Source organism: Aestuariirhabdus sp. LZHN29 (genome assembly GCF_049985285.1).
In the GTDB taxonomy this organism is placed as follows: domain Bacteria; phylum Pseudomonadota; class Gammaproteobacteria; order Pseudomonadales; family Aestuariirhabdaceae; genus Aestuariirhabdus.
In genome coordinates, this window is the sequence record NZ_JBNIEU010000002.1 from 544901 (window position 1) to 561513 (window position 16613).

Consider the following 16613-nt stretch of genomic DNA (forward strand, 5'->3'; position numbering starts at 1 on the left):
GAAAAATCCCTTTAGTAACGATCTGCAGAGGAGATATCAGGAGGGGGAGAGGGAGCGGGGCAGAAAGCTGCCCCGCCGGCTTTAGTTATTGTAAGCCCGGTTACATCAAGCCTGCCTCTTTGTAGTAGCGAGCAGCACCATCGTGCAGGGGCGCAGACAGTCCGTCCTTAACCATCTCCTCCTTTTTCAGGTTGGCGAATGCCTGGTGTAGTTTTTTGAAGTCTTCAAAATTATCAAACACCGCTCGAACGACCTGATAGACCACGTCTGGACTGGTATTGGTAGAGCTGACGAAGGTTGCACCCACACCGAAGGTCGCAACATCCTCGGGGCTGCCGTTGTACATGCCTCCGGGGATGGTTGCTTTACGGTAGTAGGCGTTATCCGCGACCAGTTTATCCACTTCAGCTCCGCCCACGGTAACCAGTACGGTATCGCAGCTGGTGGTGGCTTCCTTGATGGAGCCGCTGGGGTGTCCCACAGTGAAGACGATGGCATCGACCTTGTTATCGCACAGGGCTTTGGCCTGTTCGGCAGACTTAAGTTCGGAAGCGTAGGCGAAGTCGTTAAGGGTCCAGCCCTTGGCGGTCATCAGCACTTCCATCGTGCCACGCTGACCGGAACCTGGGTTGCCGATATTGACGCGCTTGCCTTTGAGGTCGTCAAAGTTGGTGATGCCAGAGTCGCGACGGGCGACAACGGTGAAGGGCTCGGGGTGAACGGAAAATACCGCGCGTAGATCCTTGTTGGGACCCTGCTCTTCGAACTTACTGGTGCCATTGTAAGCGTGATATTGCCAGTCAGACTGGGCAACCCCCATATCCAGTTCTCCGGCACGGATGGTGTTGAGGTTATAGATAGAACCGCCGGTGCTCTCTACTGAGCAGCGGATGCCATGCTCCTTGCGCTTCTTGTTGACCAAGCGGCAGATCGCACCGCCGGTAGGATAGTAAACGCCGGTTACACCGCCGGTACCGATAGTGATGAACTGCTGCTCGGCCAGTGCCGAGGTGCTGGTCAGTGTCGCAACGCCAAGCCCAATTGCGGCCAGACCATAGGTGCATTTCCGAAAGATTGACATAGTAGCCTCGTTCCTTTTTTGTGTTGTCTATTTATTTGATTGTGGTGATGAGGGTAGCCAGTAGACGCTTTCCGGTGAGCAGTTTTCCCGACCGAACTCCTGAGATTGGTAATCCGTCCGTAGGCGTCCTCTGGTAGATCGTTGATCTCTCTCTGACCAGAGCCAGAGTACATAGTCCACTATAGACGATTATTTGGCGGATGGGGCATCCATGGGGATCACGGAGCCGGTCGTTCACGGGCGGTCACAGCAGCGCTTGTATTTTTTTCCGCTGCCACAGGGACAGGGTGCGTTTCTGCCGATTGCTGGAGCGTCTATGGTGGGGTCAACGAAGACCCAACGATTGTGTTCGCGGACAAAACTGGAGTGCTCGTGATGGCATTGCAGAGTATCCTTCCCGTCGAGTCTATACCAGGCGTTAAACTCAACGCGGCCAACCCTGTCGGTGTCTGTACCGGCCTCGGCAGAGAGGATTTCGAGGCGAAGCCATCGGGTTCGCGCCAACCAGTCAGCAAGGGATGAACGATCCAGTAGGGCACGTTGATCGGACCGGGTGGTGCTAACGAGGTAATCGATATCGCCAAGGGCGAAGGCGCTGTAACGTGAGCGCATCAGTTGAGTCGCCGTGCGTGGCTGGGCCGACTTGCGGTGCAGGGGGGCGCAGCAGTCGCTATAAAGGGACCCGCTATGGCAGGGGCAGGTACTGGGAAGAGGTTTGAGATCGGGCACGTTGCCAGGTCCTTGTGGCTCATGAAACCCCTTCATCTTTATACGGTCAAGGGAGTTTCTCCTGAGTTCACAACGATACCCAATTACTTTTTTATGCGCTAGTGGGAGTCGATTTCACGCTGTTCCCGGTTTAGGCCATGCAGTAGAATGGAGAGCTATTTTTCGGCTTCCCCGGGGTTAGCATGATTGTTCTGGTCGTACCTGTTGTTTTCCTGTACCGGGTTTTCCGGTAATGCTGAAGGACGAGCTAAAGCAGAGTATCCAACAGGCCTATCGTCAGTTTCTCGACAGCAAGCAGCTAAAAGCGCGCTACGGGCAAAAACTGATGATTGCAGAGATCGCTCGTACGCTCGGAGCCATAGACGCCGACGACGAGGGGCGGCGCTGCTCGGACCCGGCGGTGGCCGTGGTGGAGGCGGGCACCGGCACGGGTAAAACCGTGGCCTATGCCCTGGCCGCAATCCCGATTGCACAGGCGACAAAGAAACGCCTGATCATCTCCACCGCTACCGTGGCGCTCCAGGAGCAGATTGTCTTCAAGGACCTGCCGGATATCCGACTCCAGAGTGGCCTTGAATTCAGCTATACCCTGGCCAAGGGCCGGGGGCGTTATGTGTGTCTGACCAAACTCGACCACCTGCTGCAAAGTGGTCAGGAGAACGTCGCCACCATGGAGCTATTCGCCCAGGATGGCTTCCATATCGATGTCGATGAGCGCGCGGTCAAACTCTATCAGGGGATGGTAGAGCAGTTGGCTACCAACCGCTGGGACGGTGACCGGGATAACTGGAAAGAAGAGCTGGACGACCCCACATGGCGTTCGGTGACCACCGACCACGGACAGTGTAGCGGGCGTCGATGCACTAACTTCGGACAATGCGCTTTCTATAAAGCGCGGGAGGAACTGACCCGCGCCGATGTGGTGGTGGCGAACCATGATCTGGTATTGGCTGACCTGGCTCTCGGTGGGGGTGCGATCCTCAGTGCACCGGCCGATAGTATCTACATCTTCGATGAGGGGCATCACCTGCCCGACAAAGCGATCAACCATTTCGCCCACCATAGCCGCCTGCATGGCACCGAGAGCTGGTTGGAACAGAGCAATAAGCAGATCACCAAACTGGTGGCCCAGAGAGCCCTGCCCGGAGACCTTGGTCGTTGGTTGGAGCAGCTACCCGTTCGCCTGCAGGAAACCCTCGATAGCCAGCGGCAGATGTATGCATTGATCGAGTCGGCGACTGAATTTCCCTACCCCGACAGTTTTAAGCCCTGTTACCGTTTTCCAAATGGCGTTGTGCCCGGACCTGTGCGGGATTTGGCCGGAGACCTCAAGGCCCTCTATAGCGTCGTGTGTGAGCTGCTCACTCGACTCTGTGATGAGCTGAAAGAGGCGATGGATGGCAAGGTCGAAGGGGTTGACGTGATCGATGCCGAAAACTGGTATCCACTGCTGGGCGCGATGCTCTCACGGGCTGACGCCAGTTTGGGGTTATGGCAACTCTATGGGGTCGAGGATCCTGAGGGTGAGCCACCCGTCGCGCGCTGGGTGTTGTTGCTGGAACAGGATGGCCATTACGACCTGGAGGTGGCGTGCAGCCCGATTCTCGCGGCCCGAACACTGCGGCAGAGTTTGTGGAATAGCTGTTACGGAGCGGTGGTGACGTCGGCGACCCTGACCGCGCTGGGCCGTTTTGATCGTTTGCAGATGCGCGCAGGCATACCCGACGGCGCCAACTGCTCCGTGGTCCCGAGCCCTTTTTATCACAGTGATGCGGCAACGCTGCGTATCCCTGCGCTCAGCGCTGATCCCAAATTGCCGGAGCAGCACACCGAGGCGATCATCGAATGCTTGCCCGCATTGCTGGAAGAGCAACCCGGCGCGCTGGTGCTGTTTTCTTCCCGCCGGCAGATGCAGGAGGTGTTTGCGGGGGTCGGGCGCCAATGGCAACAGCGAATTCTGATGCAGGGTGATCGCTCCAAACAGGAGCTATTGACCCAGCACCGCCAACGCATCGATGACGATAAAACCAGCGTCATCTTTGGCCTCGCCAGTTTCGCCGAGGGGGTTGACCTGCCCGGACGTTATTGCGAACAGGTGATCATCGCCAAGATCCCCTTTGCCGTGCCGGATGATCCGGTGGAAGCAGCATTGGGGGAGTGGATCGAATCTCGTGGCGGTAATTCGTTTATGGAGATCAGCGTGCCCGACGCTTCGGTACGATTGGTGCAGGCCTGCGGCCGATTATTGCGTACCGAAACGGACCGCGGGCTGATCACCATTCTGGATCGACGCCTGGTCTCGGCCCGCTATGGTCGCGCGCTACTGGACTCGTTACCGCCGTTCCAGCGTCGCATCGACTGACCCCGGCTGAATGCCCCCCAATGAGGTAGTGCTATGAATGCTCCAGTGGTACAAGGCTTTTTTGACCTTCGATTCGAACCCCTGCGCGATACCTTCGCTGAGCTGTTTGCCGAAGGCAAAGAGTTGGGGGCGGCGCTGAGTGTGAGCATCGGCGGAGAAACCCTGGTCGATCTTTGGGCGGGGCATACCGACAAGGAGCAGAGTACGTGCTGGCAGCAGGATACCCTGGTCAACCTTTTCTCGTGCACAAAGGGAGTTGCCAGCGCCGCGGTGTTGATGCTGGTCGAGCGCGGATTGCTGGCGTTGGAGCAACGGGTAGCCCATTACTGGCCTGAATTTGGGTGCAATGGCAAGGAAGATATCCGCGTCGAACAGCTGCTCTGCCACAGTGCGGGGCTGTCGGCGATTCACCCCCGGGTGGCAGATGATGAGCTATTCGATTGGGCCACCATGGTGGGTTATATCGAGCAAGATAGCCCCTGGTGGGAGCCTGGCAGTCGCCACGGTTATGCCCCGATCACTTTTGCCTGGACAGTCGGCGAGCTGTTTCGGCGAGTGGCTGGCGAAACCCTCGGCAGCTTCGTACAGCGTGAACTGATGCAGCCCCTGGAGCAGGAGCTCTATATCGGGCTGCCTGTTGAGCTCGATAATCGGGTTGCTCGAATTACCCAGTCTCCCGGCAGCGACATTCCCGACAACTCGGTGATGCGGGCGATACTGGGTAATCCCCAGGGGGTTACGGCCCATGCCTTTACCAACCCGCTGTCGATAATGAACTCGACCAATAAACCCCAGTGGCGGCGCATGGAGCTCTGTTCGGGCAATGGTCAGGGGACTGCGCGGGCGCTGGCGGTGTTCTATGACCTGCTCGCCAATGGTGGCTGTTATCGCGGCCAACAACTGCTAGCAGGGGAGTTGATCGAACGCGCGAGACAGGAGCGGGTGCGAGGAAAAGATGCGGTGTTGGGCTGCGATAGCCGTTTTGGTTTGGGTTTTTTGCTCCATCAGGAGGGTGACCTGGCGGGGCTGGGAGTCGAGGGGAACTTTGGTCATCAGGGGGCGGGCGGAGCGCTGGGGTTTGCGGATCCTGCCCGAGGCGTTGGCTTTGGGTATGTGACCAACCGCATGGGGACCGAGGTTCTGATTGATCCCCGGGCCGACCGATTGCTCAAAGCGCTCTACCGAAGTCTTTAATTCAGATACAGGGTTTTGAGCTGCTCGACCAACAGTTGAGCTTTCTCCAGCTGTATCGGATTGAGTTCAACGGCAACCAGTTGTTGGGCAACCTGCGCCTGCTGCTGGACTGGAGAGACCTGCTCTCCACTCAGGCTGAGCCAGAGATAAGCACTGATCAGGTTGCGGTCGGCACCCCGTCCGTAGAAATAGGCTTCGCCGATATAGTACTGACCCAGCGGGTCGCGCACATGGGCCGCGTCCGTATAGAGGTCAAACGCCTTGTCCAGATCCTTGTCGACTCCGTTGCCGGTTTCATAGGCCTTCCCTAACAGCGCCTTGGCACTGGCATCACCCGCACCGGCTGCCTGTTGCAGAAGGGTGATCGCCTCAGAGGTGCTGCCGGCAGTGAACAGGGTCTGGGTGTCGCTGTAGAGATCGGCGCGGGTGCTGGTGGACAGCGCCAGGAGGCTGGAAACAATCAGGGTAAACAGAAAGTGTTTGGTCATGGATATCCGATTCCAACATTTAGAATGACTCGGGCGCCGGTGTTGGCCCTGATCGCCGCCGGGTGACGGTCGCGAATGGGGTCGGCGCTTAACTGTCGCGCATTATAGGGTATTCGAGAGGGAATCCCAATGATCCTGTCGCAGGGAGGTGAAGTGGGTAGCATCCACCCAATATCTATCTTGCAGATGGCCGCTGGGCTTGCAGGCAGCGCCCTCCACGTTACGCAGATAAGATGATTATTTACAAAGAGTCGCTCACCGTAGCAGATTCATCGGCTTCGAACCGGTATAATTTGCCCCGAATTGGTGGGCCTCATGTTGTATTGCCCCCGTAGTTGAAACTGCTAAATCGGTACGTTGATGGATACCTACAAGGATATAAGACCCTATCGAGACCATGAGGTCCGAGAAGTGCTGGATCGGCTGCTGCAGGACGATGCCTTTATTGGCACCCTGAGCCGGTTTCGTTTTCCACGGTTGAGCCAATGGTTCCCTTTCGTATTGCACCCCCTGGTGCGCAAGATTTTGCAGCGCGAGTTATCCTCGGTCAGCGATGTGCATAGTTTACAGGTCAAGGTAGAGGGTTACGTCGAACGTACCCTGCGCAAAACCACAACCGAGGTAACATTCGAGGGGCTGGACCGATTGCAGCCCGACCGCCCCTACCTGTTTATGGCCAACCATCGCGATATTGTGATGGACCCGACGCTGGTCAATTTTGCAATCTATCATCAGGGGTTAAAAACGCCCCACATCGCGATCGGTGACAACCTGCTCAAGCAGCCCTTTGTCAGTGACCTGATGCGGCTTAACAAAAGCTTTATTGTTAATCGGTCCGCCCAGGGGCGGCGCGAAAAACTGGCAGCCTTCCAGCAGCTATCTGGCTACATTAATGACTCCATTGCAGAGGGAGATTCCATCTGGATCGCTCAGCGCGAAGGACGAGCGAAAGATGGAAACGACCAGACCGATAGCGCCATTATCAAGATGCTGGCAATCAGTCAAAAAGGGCATCCATTTAACGAGGTGATCGAGCGTTTGCACATAGTGCCGGTATCGATCTCCTACGAGTTCGACCCCTGCGACAAACTCAAGGCACGGGAGCTCTATGAAACCGAAGCCCATGGCAGCTATACCAAGCAGGAAAACGAAGACGATCGCAGTATCGTGACCGGTATCGTGGGGTTTAAAGGGCGAGTACACCTTGCCTTTGGCGAGCCCCTCGGCGACGGCTTTGAGGATGCGCGTCAGGTGGCCGCGGCAGTAGACCGCCATATCTGGCAATCCTATCGCTTGTTCCCTATTAACTACCTGGCGTTTAAGTACCTCCAGGCCGAGTACGATGATATCGAGCCGGTTACGTTTGGTGCTGGCGAGCTGGGCAGCGATGCCGATGGCAAGGAGTTTGAGGAGCGCCTGCGGTTGTGCCCGGTAGATCACCGCCACCGTTGGCTACAAATGTACGCCGCGCCGGTGGTTAACCGTTTGCGGATGGGTCAGGAGGATTAGCCAGCTAACGCCATCGGCACCTGTGCCCGGTTTTGGGTGGCGGGTAGGCCAGAGATTATGCTTATTCTCCGACGCCTTGAAACGCGGAATCGCTGTGATCGTCGCGCTGGCGTTTTTGCCGCAGCAGATCGTGGTCCGCATCTCGTAACAAGTCCTTGACGCTCGCTGCTTGTTCCGGCGATGGGGCGCTGATCCCGCAGGTGACGCTGATGGGGACCAGTTTGCGATTCATGAGCAGCGGGTTGGTGGCCAGGTAGCTTTCGATTCGCTGGCGCACATGGCGCGCGTCGTAGCGGTTCTGATTGGCCAGCGCGACCACAAACTCATCGCCCGCGAAGCGGAAGACCCGGTCGTTAGCACGCACCAGGTGGTTTAGTCCCTCGGCCACATGCACCAGCACCGCGTCGCCGTAGTCGTGACCGTACTGGTCGTTGATCTGCTTAAAACGGTCGCAATCGATAAACAGCAGGGACATAGAGGCCTGATAGCGCTCGCAGCGCTCCAGCTCCTGCTGCAAGTGAATCTCCATTTCGCGCCGATTCAGCAATCCGGTCAATGGATCGCGGGTCGCTAGATACTCAAGCCGTTCACGGGAGATAACATTGGACAGGCACAGAGATGCCTTTACCGACAGTTGCTCCAGATGAAAGGTGCCCAGCTCGGGGTGGTAGCGCTCGCTGTCGCTGTCCCCCAGCATGATGGCACCCACCAGCTTTTTCTCCAGTATCAGCGGAATCACCGCCAATGAGCGTACCTCACCGAAATAGTGGGAGGGGATCAGGTGGCTCAGTTCATCCATCGAGTTGCTGAGCATGGGTTTGCTGTCGAGTGTTTGCAGTGCTTCAAGTTCACTGCTGTCGAGGCTATGGAGGTGGTGCTGGAGCCAGTAGGAGTTGCTGAACTTTTCGCCCAGATTGGGGATGGGGTTATCCCGCACCAGGGTAAGCCAGGCAAACGGGATGTCGAAACTGGATTTGATCAGTTTGATCAGTTTTTCGAACAGGTCGTCACTGTGGGCGCTGGAGAGGATCGAGACCTCGATATCGAACAGCTTGCGGGCGATCTCCTCATTCGCCTTGAGGGTTTCGATCAGGGTCTGGATATCGCTCACTATCAACGGGTCTCCGGCAGGGGGGTATGTGAACGTTGCTGGTCATACTGCAGTGCCAGCACTCTAAAATGTTCTTCAAACTGGTCGCGCGTGAAGCGCCGTGAGCTCACGTTAGCATACTCGGTCATCAGAAACTGCAGTTTTTCCTCGCTCTCCCCGCACAGGGAGCGCAGGTAATCACGTTGTGCCCAGCGCCTGATCAGGCGATAGAGGTAGAGGTGGAATAGCAATGCACTGAGGGTGGCGATAACTATAATTACGTATACCATTGGTGGCATGATCTCCTCATACTGTGGGCATGGATTGAGCCGATTATACTGCACAGCGCAATTATCAGGCGATACGACCTATTCTTTTCGATGGAGGTGCAAAATGAAACGATTTTATTGGCTGGCGCTGCTGGCGAGCGTATTTGTCCTGAGCGGGTGCGTGTCCAACCTGTCGGGGCAAAGTTACTCTCGCGATGAGGCACGCCAAATCCAGCAGGTGAAGCTCGGTGTGATTCTTGATGTGCAATTGGTGCAGATCGAAGGTACCAAGTCTGGCGTTGGCGCCATTGCTGGTGCCGCGGCGGGGGGCATTGCAGGGTCGACGATCGGTAGTGGCAAAGGCAGCGATATAGCCGCCATCGCGGGTGCGGTTGCCGGAGGATTACTCGGTGGCGAGGGTGAGGAAGCGTATACCCGGACACAGGGGGTTCAGCTAACCATCGAACTCAGCGATGGCACCTATATCTCGGTAGTACAGGAGGAGGATCCGAACGTTACCTTTACCAAGGGAGATTCTGTGAAGGTGCTGACGTCCAGCGGCGTGTCCCGGGTTGTGCAGTAAAGGGGGCGTAGCGATGCTTGGTTAAAAGGGCGCAGGTCGCGCCCTTTTAACGTTCCGGCGGGGGTTCCCTTACATCGTCCTATCACATTACTTAAAAACATCAGGATGAAAGAATTTGGACGTCGGACCTGTCCCTATCCCCATGAACACTAAACAGAACCTTTTTAATTCGCTGGTGGAGGCTTATCAAAAGCCGCTGTACCGCTATGGCTACTGGCTTTGTGGCGACCGGACCATTGCCGAAGACCTGGTACAGGAAACCTTTTTGCGCGCGTGGCGAGCTTTGGACTCGCTGCAGAATATGAACGCCGCAAAATCATGGTTAATCACCATCTTACGTCGTGAAAACGCGCGTCGGTTTCAAAAAAAGAGCTTTGAATACAGTGATATACCCATGGATGCCATTGCTGATGAGCGCTCCAGTGGGAGTTTTTCGGCAGAGCTGGAAAGCCTGCGTATCGGTATTACCGGTCTCGAGGAGATGTACCGCGAACCGCTGTTGATGCAGATGGTGATGGGGTTTACCCAGGAGGAGATCGCGGAGCAGATGGAGATACCGGCCAATACGGTAGCAACCCGGTTGCGGCGGGCGCGATTACAGCTACGCGATCTACTGATGGACGCCGAAGACGAAGTGGGAGGGGCGACACAATGATGAACTGTATGGAATTTCGTCGGGTCTCGCTGGAAGATCCCCAATGCCTTCCTCTGGAGGCGGATCAACATCTGGCGCAGTGCACAGGGTGTCATGCTTACTATCGAAATCTGTTGCAGCAGGAACGGTTGCTGGAGAAGGCCTTTTCTATCGATGTGCCGGAAGATCTTGGTGCTCGTGTCATTCTGCGTCAGCGCCTCGAAGAGCAGGGCGCGGGGGAGGGCTTATCAAACTCCCCTCAGTCACCGACAGCACCGGGGTGGCGACGATGGGCGACCGGATTTGCCCTGGCGGCGTCGGTGGTGGCTGTCACCCTGGGTATTAACCTGACCCAAAGCGGCGATCCGGCCCAGATCGCACAGATGCTGGTGGCTCATATTGAGGAGGAGGCGCATACCCTGCAGGTGCAGGAGCCGGTCTCTCAGGGACGCCTGGCCTATACCCTCAATAACGTGGACATTAAGCCTTTGGCGCACCTTGAGGATGTCACCTTCGCGGGAAACTGCCTGGTGGATGGCAAGTTAGCCGCTCACCTGGTGGTGCAGACCGAAAAGGGGCCGATCACTGTGTTGATGATGCCCAACAGTACCCTAAGGGCGTTCGATTACGCCGGAGTCGGCCGTTCACGGGTACAGACCGTTGCGCTGGAGCGGGGAACCCTGGCGCTGATCGGGCCAGATAATGGTGATCTGGACCGTGTTCGCGAACGGGTCGTTAGTTCGGTTCGTGTGCATCGGATTTAGCTTTCGCCGCAGCTGCTTCACGGTACGCACTATCAAGGCGTTGCAGGGCCTCTGCGGCGTTGCGTACCTCCAGTTTAAGTTCATTCTCCAGCGCCTCGCGCGCCTGGTCTTGCAATAACTTCTCTGGAGCGGACAGTGCATTACGAGCCTGATGGGTGGCGAACTCCCTTGAGCGTTCGTACATCTGTTCGATCACTTTGTACTCTGGGGATAGCAGCAGCTCGGGGTCGAGTTTCTCCAGTAATAGCTTGAGTCGAATACAGCCTTCGGTAGGGTTGAGCTCATCCTGGGTCATGCTGCGGGAGATGACGTTGATCGCGTCCAGCAGGTTCTGGCGTTGCTCCTGCTGTAACTCCTGAATACGGCGCGTATTGATGTACACCTGTCGCCATAGGACGATGGCATAGATCGACAGACCGATAATGAGCAGGGTGCCCAGCAGTACGAATAATTGGGTAAAGGATCCACTCATGAGTCGTCCTCCAGCAGCGAACGAATGACAGGTTGCAGCGATCGTATGACATCGCAAGGCAATACCAGGTTATGGGGAGTACCGGGATCGATCACTAAGTTGGTCGATTCATCAAGCTCCAGCAGGGGCCAGTAACCCGGTACGGGCAGTATTTCGCACTCAAGTTGCAGCTGGGTGGCCATCTGCAAAGCGTTGTCGGCGCTGCTGAATAGCGCCAGGGCTCCCTCGCCGGGGGCAATTTCCAGTTGCAGCAGCTGAGGCTCCTCCCCCTCTTCATGACACTGGGAGAGCAGCTGAATCTCGCTTGTGACCAGACATTCGAGAATCGCATCGAAGGCCCTTTGGCCCTCGCCTGTGGTGGCTTGAAGTGCTTGCAGCAGTGTCATGGGGTTGTCCTCAAACGAGCGACGTAGCGGCCCGAATAGCGCAGGGCCGGTATCTCGTTGCCAATGACAACCTCCAGCTGAAGGCTGGCACGACCGCGCTCGCGCAGCTGCTCAAGGAACTGCTCTCCAATCCCACTATGGTCCAGTTCGCAGCGGCTGCAGAGCCTCCCCGCAACCGGTTTCAGGTACGCCAGTTGGCTGTCGGCGACGACCACCTCATTGTCCCCCAGCCGGTCAGCCAATAGTGTGGTAAAGCACCAGCCGGTAATGGTCGCAAGGGTGGCCAGGCTGCCCCCGAAGGCCGTGCCCTTATCGTTGATATTGGGCGTCAGTGGAGCGCTGAGTTGTAAACAGTCGCCATCGTAGCGATCAAGGCGCAGCTCCATGGCTGCGAGCAGGGGGATCTGTTGGAGGATCCGTTGCTCGAGGGCGCAGGCCATCTCCTGTGGGTTTAGCCTTAGGGCCTGTGGCTTAGTCATTCTTATCCTGTTCGCGGGCGCTGGCGTTTTGCTGGATCCGGGTGAGGATTCCGCGCAGGATATTGAGTTCTGTTTTTTCCGGCCGCGCGCGGTTAAACAAGCGCTTGAGCTTGGCCATCGACTGCCCGGGGTGGTTGGTAATAATAAAGCCGACTCGATCCAGGGTCTGTTCCAGATGATCATAGAAATACCCAAGCTCGCGATTTTCGGGTAGCTCGACCGCAGGCGCAGCATCGGTGGGGTAGTCGCAGCTGGCGAGATAGACCTCGTAGCTGATCAGTTGAACGGCCGCGGCCAGGTTCAGTACCGGATACTCGGGGTTTGCCGGAATATAGGTGTGGTAGTTGCACTGTTGCAGCTCGTCATTGTGCAGGCCCATGGTCTCGCGCCCAAACACCAACGCTATTTTGTTGCTCGAGGACTCCTTCGCAACCTGCTCGCCGCACTGGCGGGCGCTGAGCTGGGGTAGGGAGAGATTGCGGTTGCGAGCACTGGCGCCGATCACAACCGAGCAGTCGGCGATCGCTTCCTGCAAACTGTTAACCACAATGGCGCTAGCCAGCAGATCCTTGGCCCCGGCGGACATCGACTCCGACTGGGGGGAGGGGTGCTCCACGGGATCTACCAGATAGAGGTTTTTCAACCCCATGGTTTTCATCGCCCGCGCAGCGGAGCCAATGTTTCCAGGGTGAAACGTGTTGATCAGGACAATTCGGACGTTATCGAGCATGGCAGTTTAATGAGTCACAAAAGCGCCATTATAACCGTATAGGGAGGTGACACGGGGGGTAAATTGCAAACTTTTGCAGCCCTCTCGTGGTTTGCTTCTTACTCGGTGGGTGCCTGGTGTTGCAGCGGTGCAGGTGGCGCTCTATAGGCATGGCCGCAGACGCATGAATTACTGTTGGCTCAGGGGGATCTCGCCGCTCTCCTCTACGCGAACGCTGGGAATCCACCAGTCGCTCAGGTCGAGCCGCCCCTTGAAACTGTAACTGAGTTCGCTGCGCGGATTGGATAAAAGCTCGTGCAGCAGGCGGGCGCCGTTGAATACATCGGTGGATGCGGTGACATCAAATTCGCTCTCGCCATAGGCGGGGACATCGCCGATATCACCGCTGGCGCCGCTCAATAGCTCGTAGCCCTCAATGCTGACGCTGTAAAAGATTCCCTCCAGAGGCAAGGCTGTGGAGTTGGGGTTGAGGATGCGAAGCCCGATTTTAAAACGTTGACTCAGCCCCTCGGCGGGAAGCAGCTCAATGCCGGTAACGTTGAGGCGGGGCTTTTCGTATTCGGGCTGCAGGGATGCACAACCGGTTAACGCCATCAGTAGCAGAAGGGCGAGAACCCTCTGCAGGTATCTGGAGAACGTGGGCATGAAACACCTCGGCAGTTGGGGCTGTGGTTGGGGCTGCCCGGCTCTATAGGCGGAGCCGGGTAGCTTCCCTAGTATTTTTCCGGAACAAATGTTTGTTCGTCGATCGGTGTTCTAATGTAGCCCTTTTTATTAATGGGGGGCAGATCGATAGCGGGGTAATCGATCGCCTTATAGGGGACCATACTCAGCAGGTGATCGATGCAGTTGAGGCGCGCCTTTTTCTTGCTGTCAGCATTCACCACGTACCAGGGACTGTGTTTTGTGTCGGTGTAGGAGAACATGGTGTCCTTTGCCTGGGAGTATTCCGCCCAGCGGCTGCGAGATTCCAGATCCATGGGGCTGAACTTCCAGCGCTTGATCGGGGTGGTTACTCGCTCCTTGAAGCGCTTTTCCTGCACCTCATCGGAAACCGAAAACCAGTACTTTATGAGAATGATTCCAGAGCGGATCAGCATACGCTCGAACTCGGGGCAGGTGCGCATAAATTCGTCGTACTCATCATCGGAACAGAATCCCATGACGCGCTCTACTCCCGCGCGGTTGTACCAGCTTCGGTCGAAGAGAACGATCTCTCCGGCCGAGGGGAGCTCGGAAACATAGCGTTGGAAGTACCACTGGGTCTTCTCCTTTTCGGTGGGAACTCCGAGGGCAACAACGCGACAAACCCGTGGATTGAGCTTCTCCATAATACGCTTGATAACGCCGCCCTTGCCCGCGGCATCGCGCCCTTCAAACAGTACGACGACTTTGAGTCCCGCCTGTTTTACCGACTCCTGCATCTTCACCAGTTCGGTCTGCAGATGAACGAGCTGGTCTTCGTACCCCAGTTTTTTCTGTTTCGGTTCCTTCTCTGTCATGCTCATCTCCTGAATGCTTTATTTATTCCTGGTTTTGGCGGTCTGGCTAGTCTAGGCAAGCGTGGACAGACTGTCATCACGGCTATCAACCGCTTCAACTGCAAGTGGCGTCAAATTTCGTGTCAGTTTCTCCAGTGTATCGGTCGGGTCGCTTTGGGCGGCGATGCCGATGCTCAGTGCCAGGTTAAATCGATCGTCATATTGCTGTGTAAGTTGTAACCGCAAGTCTCGATAAAGGCTTTTGCACAGGTTTTCTGCACTAATAAGGTCATGACCTGGGAGCAGGAGCATGAGTTCGTTGTTGCCATAACGTCCCAGGATATTGGATCTCTGCATTCGCTTTTCACAACACTGTACCATGGTTTTAAACAGTAGCGCCTGCCCTTCATTGTCGAGAGGGTGAAGGTCCAGTAAATTCTCTTCGAACTCCCAAAGAGCGATGCTAAGAGGCTCTCCATGTCTGTTCCATTGGCGCATGGTACGCTGTGCATGTTTGAGGAAAGCGGTGCGGGTCAGTGCTCCGGACTCCTCCGTTTCGGTACCGTCAATGGTGACCCGGTAACGACGGTAGTTCAGGATCTGCTCCTTTATGGTGCCGCAAAAGCGTGAGGCTTGCCGAAGCTGGTGTTGGGAAAACTCCTGCCCGGACTCTGGTTCGATAAGGATGACAGACCACTCTCGGTGCCAACTATAGAGTGGGATGACTGCCAGGGTGGAGGAGTCGCTATCGGGCGCATTCTGGCTGCGATGCTGTAGCATCATGGCTTCTCCCTGACTGGAAACGCCTTCGAGTAGTTTTAACCGACCGCTGATCTCCTGACTGAAAAACTCCTCCAGCTGCTGGTTGAGACTGTAGACGCGGATACTGCCGGTGTTGCTGTGCAACAGTGCACAGCGACGAATTTCCAGTACATTGGCCAGTGTGTTAACCAGCTCTCCGTACACCTGCTGCTCAGAGCTGCGTGAATGAATAGATGAGATATATTGGGCAACAGCGTCGGATTTGTGGCGACGTTTTTTCTCATTAGACGCGCGGCCGTCCACATCCCGGGATAGCTGTTCAGCATCGTCGCGTTCACGACGTATGATGTTGATACGATCGGCGAGACCAACAGAAAGAATGATCGCCTCCAGCGCTGCGGCGACGTGGATGCCGTAAAGAGTGATAGGGCTCTGCTCCATGAATCCCAGTGCGCTGAGGGTCGCTATAAAGGTCGCTGTAAGCAGAAACACCCAGCCCGCCAGAAACCAGCGTGCCTGCCTGTTACCTTTTTGTAGCGCAATGATAGAGGCTATTACCATTAGCGGGGCGAGGGCGAAATTGGCCCAGTTATGGACGCTGGCGGTAATGGAGTCGAACTCGCGAATGTTGGCGGTGCACAGCGCCGCTACCAGTAGCAAAAAAACGATCATCACCCAGATCGCCTTGTTGAGCAGCGGAGTGTAGTGAGCCAGGTTAACGAAACTTTGGTTAAAACGGGCCGCAGCAGCTGCGGCAATGCAGGCGGTGAAAATAAGTTGCTGCACCCCCCAGTCGGGAAGGGAGAGCCAGCTCAGTTGATAGAGTGTCGTTTCCCGGGTCATCAGGAACATACACAGGGCCACCATATAGACGGCATAGTGCAGGTAGTTTTGATCGCGCAAAATGGCGAACAGGGAGAGGTTATAGAGCGCGAGCACCAGCATTGTGGTGAAGATGGCTGTGAGGAAGACGGTCATTTGGGTGTCTTCTATGGACAGTGCATCGGCTTGCCACAGTTTGACGGGGACCCTGATGGTCAGGCTGTCTTCAAGGTAGATGTAATAGGGCCTGGTGTCATCGCTATCGAGCGTGATGGGAACCCGGTAATGGTAGGGTTCGGGAGACTGGTAGTTACGGAAGTGGTCGTACCCCAGGGAGTGACGTTGATAGCCGTCATCGGTCGGAGCATAGACCTGCAGGCGATCGTAAAAAGGGCGTCGGAACTCCAGTGTCCGGTTTAACGAAGCGCTGTTTTGGGGCGCCAGCATGAAGCGCAGCCAGATACCATCTCGAGTGCGGGGCAACGAAAAGGGGATTGTAAGGCTCTCGTTAAAGAGCCCTCTTTGATAAGCCCGTTCAACCTGCTCAATGCTGAGCATGCCTCGGTTGGTGCGCCAGTACTGTAGGTGGGGAGCGATGTCGATGACCGACCGGGCATCAACCGCAACGGGGGATTGCTCCGCAGCCTGGAGGGGGGGGAGCCACGTCATGGTCAGCACTACAAACAGGGTCGTCAGATACCCCAAACTGAGCTTTGGTAGAGGAGTTGGCATACGTCCAGTCCGTGGGATTGCACCAACAAACTCTATCATGAGAGTT

The 16613-nt window shown here is 56.4% G+C and carries 18 protein-coding genes; 6 read left to right on the forward strand and 12 right to left on the reverse strand.

Annotated elements, in window-relative coordinates; translation table 11 throughout:
* Positions 1–100 precede the first annotated feature (100 nt).
* Positions 101–1081 (reverse strand): TAXI family TRAP transporter solute-binding subunit, encoded by a 981-nt coding sequence (locus tag ACP3PW_RS09190; RefSeq protein WP_426416401.1) that lies wholly within the window; start codon positions 1079–1081, stop codon positions 101–103.
* A gap of 234 nt (positions 1082–1315) precedes the next feature.
* The gene (locus tag ACP3PW_RS09195) at positions 1316–1810 is read right to left on the reverse strand and encodes a YchJ family protein (RefSeq protein WP_426416402.1); all 495 of its coding nucleotides are present in this window, start codon (positions 1808–1810) and stop codon (positions 1316–1318) included.
* A gap of 232 nt (positions 1811–2042) precedes the next feature.
* On the opposite strand from ACP3PW_RS09195, the gene dinG reads away from it, so the two are divergent.
* Together dinG and ACP3PW_RS09205 are read left to right on the forward strand one after the other, a co-directional pair.
* On the forward strand, positions 2043–4172 hold the full coding sequence (dinG, locus tag ACP3PW_RS09200; RefSeq protein ID WP_426416403.1) for an ATP-dependent DNA helicase DinG: 2130 nt from the start codon (positions 2043–2045) through the stop codon (positions 4170–4172).
* A 33-nt stretch (positions 4173–4205) separates the two neighbouring features.
* Entirely contained in the window at positions 4206–5366 is a 1161-nt protein-coding gene (locus ACP3PW_RS09205; RefSeq protein WP_426416404.1) for a serine hydrolase domain-containing protein, read from the forward strand.
* Here the strand turns inward: ACP3PW_RS09205 and ACP3PW_RS09210 are convergent.
* A complete protein-coding gene (locus ACP3PW_RS09210) occupies positions 5363–5854 on the reverse strand; it encodes a tetratricopeptide repeat protein (RefSeq protein WP_426416405.1) in 492 nt (163 codons plus the stop codon). The genes ACP3PW_RS09205 and ACP3PW_RS09210 overlap by 4 nt on opposite strands.
* A gap of 360 nt (positions 5855–6214) precedes the next feature.
* Here ACP3PW_RS09210 and ACP3PW_RS09215 point away from each other — a divergent pair, with 360 nt between their 5' ends.
* Positions 6215–7363: a 1-acyl-sn-glycerol-3-phosphate acyltransferase gene (locus ACP3PW_RS09215; RefSeq protein WP_426416406.1), complete on the forward strand. Its 1149-nt coding sequence runs from the start codon at positions 6215–6217 to the stop codon at positions 7361–7363.
* 61 nt (positions 7364–7424) lie between these two features.
* Here ACP3PW_RS09215 and ACP3PW_RS09220 read toward each other — a convergent pair whose 3' ends face one another.
* Positions 7425–8474: a GGDEF domain-containing protein gene (locus tag ACP3PW_RS09220; RefSeq protein ID WP_426416407.1), complete on the reverse strand. Its 1050-nt coding sequence runs from the start codon at positions 8472–8474 to the stop codon at positions 7425–7427.
* A gap of 2 nt (positions 8475–8476) precedes the next feature.
* Complete coding sequence (locus ACP3PW_RS09225; protein ID WP_426416408.1) at positions 8477–8743, reverse strand: hypothetical protein; 267 nt, start codon at positions 8741–8743, stop codon at positions 8477–8479.
* 103 nt (positions 8744–8846) lie between these two features.
* Here ACP3PW_RS09225 and ACP3PW_RS09230 point away from each other — a divergent pair, with 103 nt between their 5' ends.
* From ACP3PW_RS09230 to ACP3PW_RS09240, 3 genes are all read left to right on the forward strand, one after another.
* A complete protein-coding gene (locus ACP3PW_RS09230) occupies positions 8847–9305 on the forward strand; it encodes a glycine zipper 2TM domain-containing protein (RefSeq protein WP_426416409.1) in 459 nt (152 codons plus the stop codon).
* Positions 9306–9447: 142 nt separating this feature from the next.
* The gene (locus tag ACP3PW_RS09235) at positions 9448–9960 is read left to right on the forward strand and encodes a sigma-70 family RNA polymerase sigma factor (RefSeq protein ID WP_426416410.1); all 513 of its coding nucleotides are present in this window, start codon (positions 9448–9450) and stop codon (positions 9958–9960) included.
* 8 nt (positions 9961–9968) lie between these two features.
* Positions 9969–10703 carry a DUF3379 family protein gene (locus tag ACP3PW_RS09240; protein WP_426416411.1) on the forward strand — a complete coding sequence of 245 codons (735 nt, stop codon included), beginning with the start codon at positions 9969–9971 and terminating at the stop codon, positions 10701–10703.
* Here the strand turns inward: ACP3PW_RS09240 and ACP3PW_RS09245 are convergent.
* The 7 genes from ACP3PW_RS09245 to ACP3PW_RS09275 all read right to left on the reverse strand — a co-directional run bounded on the left by ACP3PW_RS09245 (position 10675) and on the right by ACP3PW_RS09275 (position 16567).
* Positions 10675–11175 carry a DUF2489 domain-containing protein gene (locus ACP3PW_RS09245; protein ID WP_426416412.1) on the reverse strand — a complete coding sequence of 167 codons (501 nt, stop codon included), beginning with the start codon at positions 11173–11175 and terminating at the stop codon, positions 10675–10677. The two genes, ACP3PW_RS09240 and ACP3PW_RS09245, sit on opposite strands and share 29 nt — an antisense overlap.
* Complete coding sequence (locus ACP3PW_RS09250) at positions 11172–11561, reverse strand: SseB family protein (RefSeq protein ID WP_426416413.1); 390 nt, start codon at positions 11559–11561, stop codon at positions 11172–11174. Before ACP3PW_RS09250 ends, ACP3PW_RS09245 begins: the two co-directional genes overlap by 4 nt.
* A complete protein-coding gene (locus ACP3PW_RS09255) occupies positions 11558–12040 on the reverse strand; it encodes a YiiD C-terminal domain-containing protein (protein ID WP_426416414.1) in 483 nt (160 codons plus the stop codon). Before ACP3PW_RS09255 ends, ACP3PW_RS09250 begins: the two co-directional genes overlap by 4 nt.
* Positions 12033–12770 (reverse strand): tRNA (cytosine(32)/uridine(32)-2'-O)-methyltransferase TrmJ, encoded by a 738-nt coding sequence (gene trmJ / locus ACP3PW_RS09260; protein WP_426416415.1) that lies wholly within the window; start codon positions 12768–12770, stop codon positions 12033–12035. Before trmJ ends, ACP3PW_RS09255 begins: the two co-directional genes overlap by 8 nt.
* A gap of 168 nt (positions 12771–12938) precedes the next feature.
* The gene (locus ACP3PW_RS09265; RefSeq protein ID WP_426416416.1) at positions 12939–13415 is read right to left on the reverse strand and encodes an LEA type 2 family protein; all 477 of its coding nucleotides are present in this window, start codon (positions 13413–13415) and stop codon (positions 12939–12941) included.
* Between the two features lie 68 nt (positions 13416–13483).
* Positions 13484–14272 (reverse strand): polyphosphate kinase 2, encoded by a 789-nt coding sequence (ppk2, locus tag ACP3PW_RS09270; RefSeq protein ID WP_426416417.1) that lies wholly within the window; start codon positions 14270–14272, stop codon positions 13484–13486.
* A 51-nt stretch (positions 14273–14323) separates the two neighbouring features.
* Entirely contained in the window at positions 14324–16567 is a 2244-nt protein-coding gene (locus ACP3PW_RS09275) for a 7TM diverse intracellular signaling domain-containing protein (protein WP_426416418.1), read from the reverse strand.
* Positions 16568–16613 lie beyond the last annotated feature (46 nt).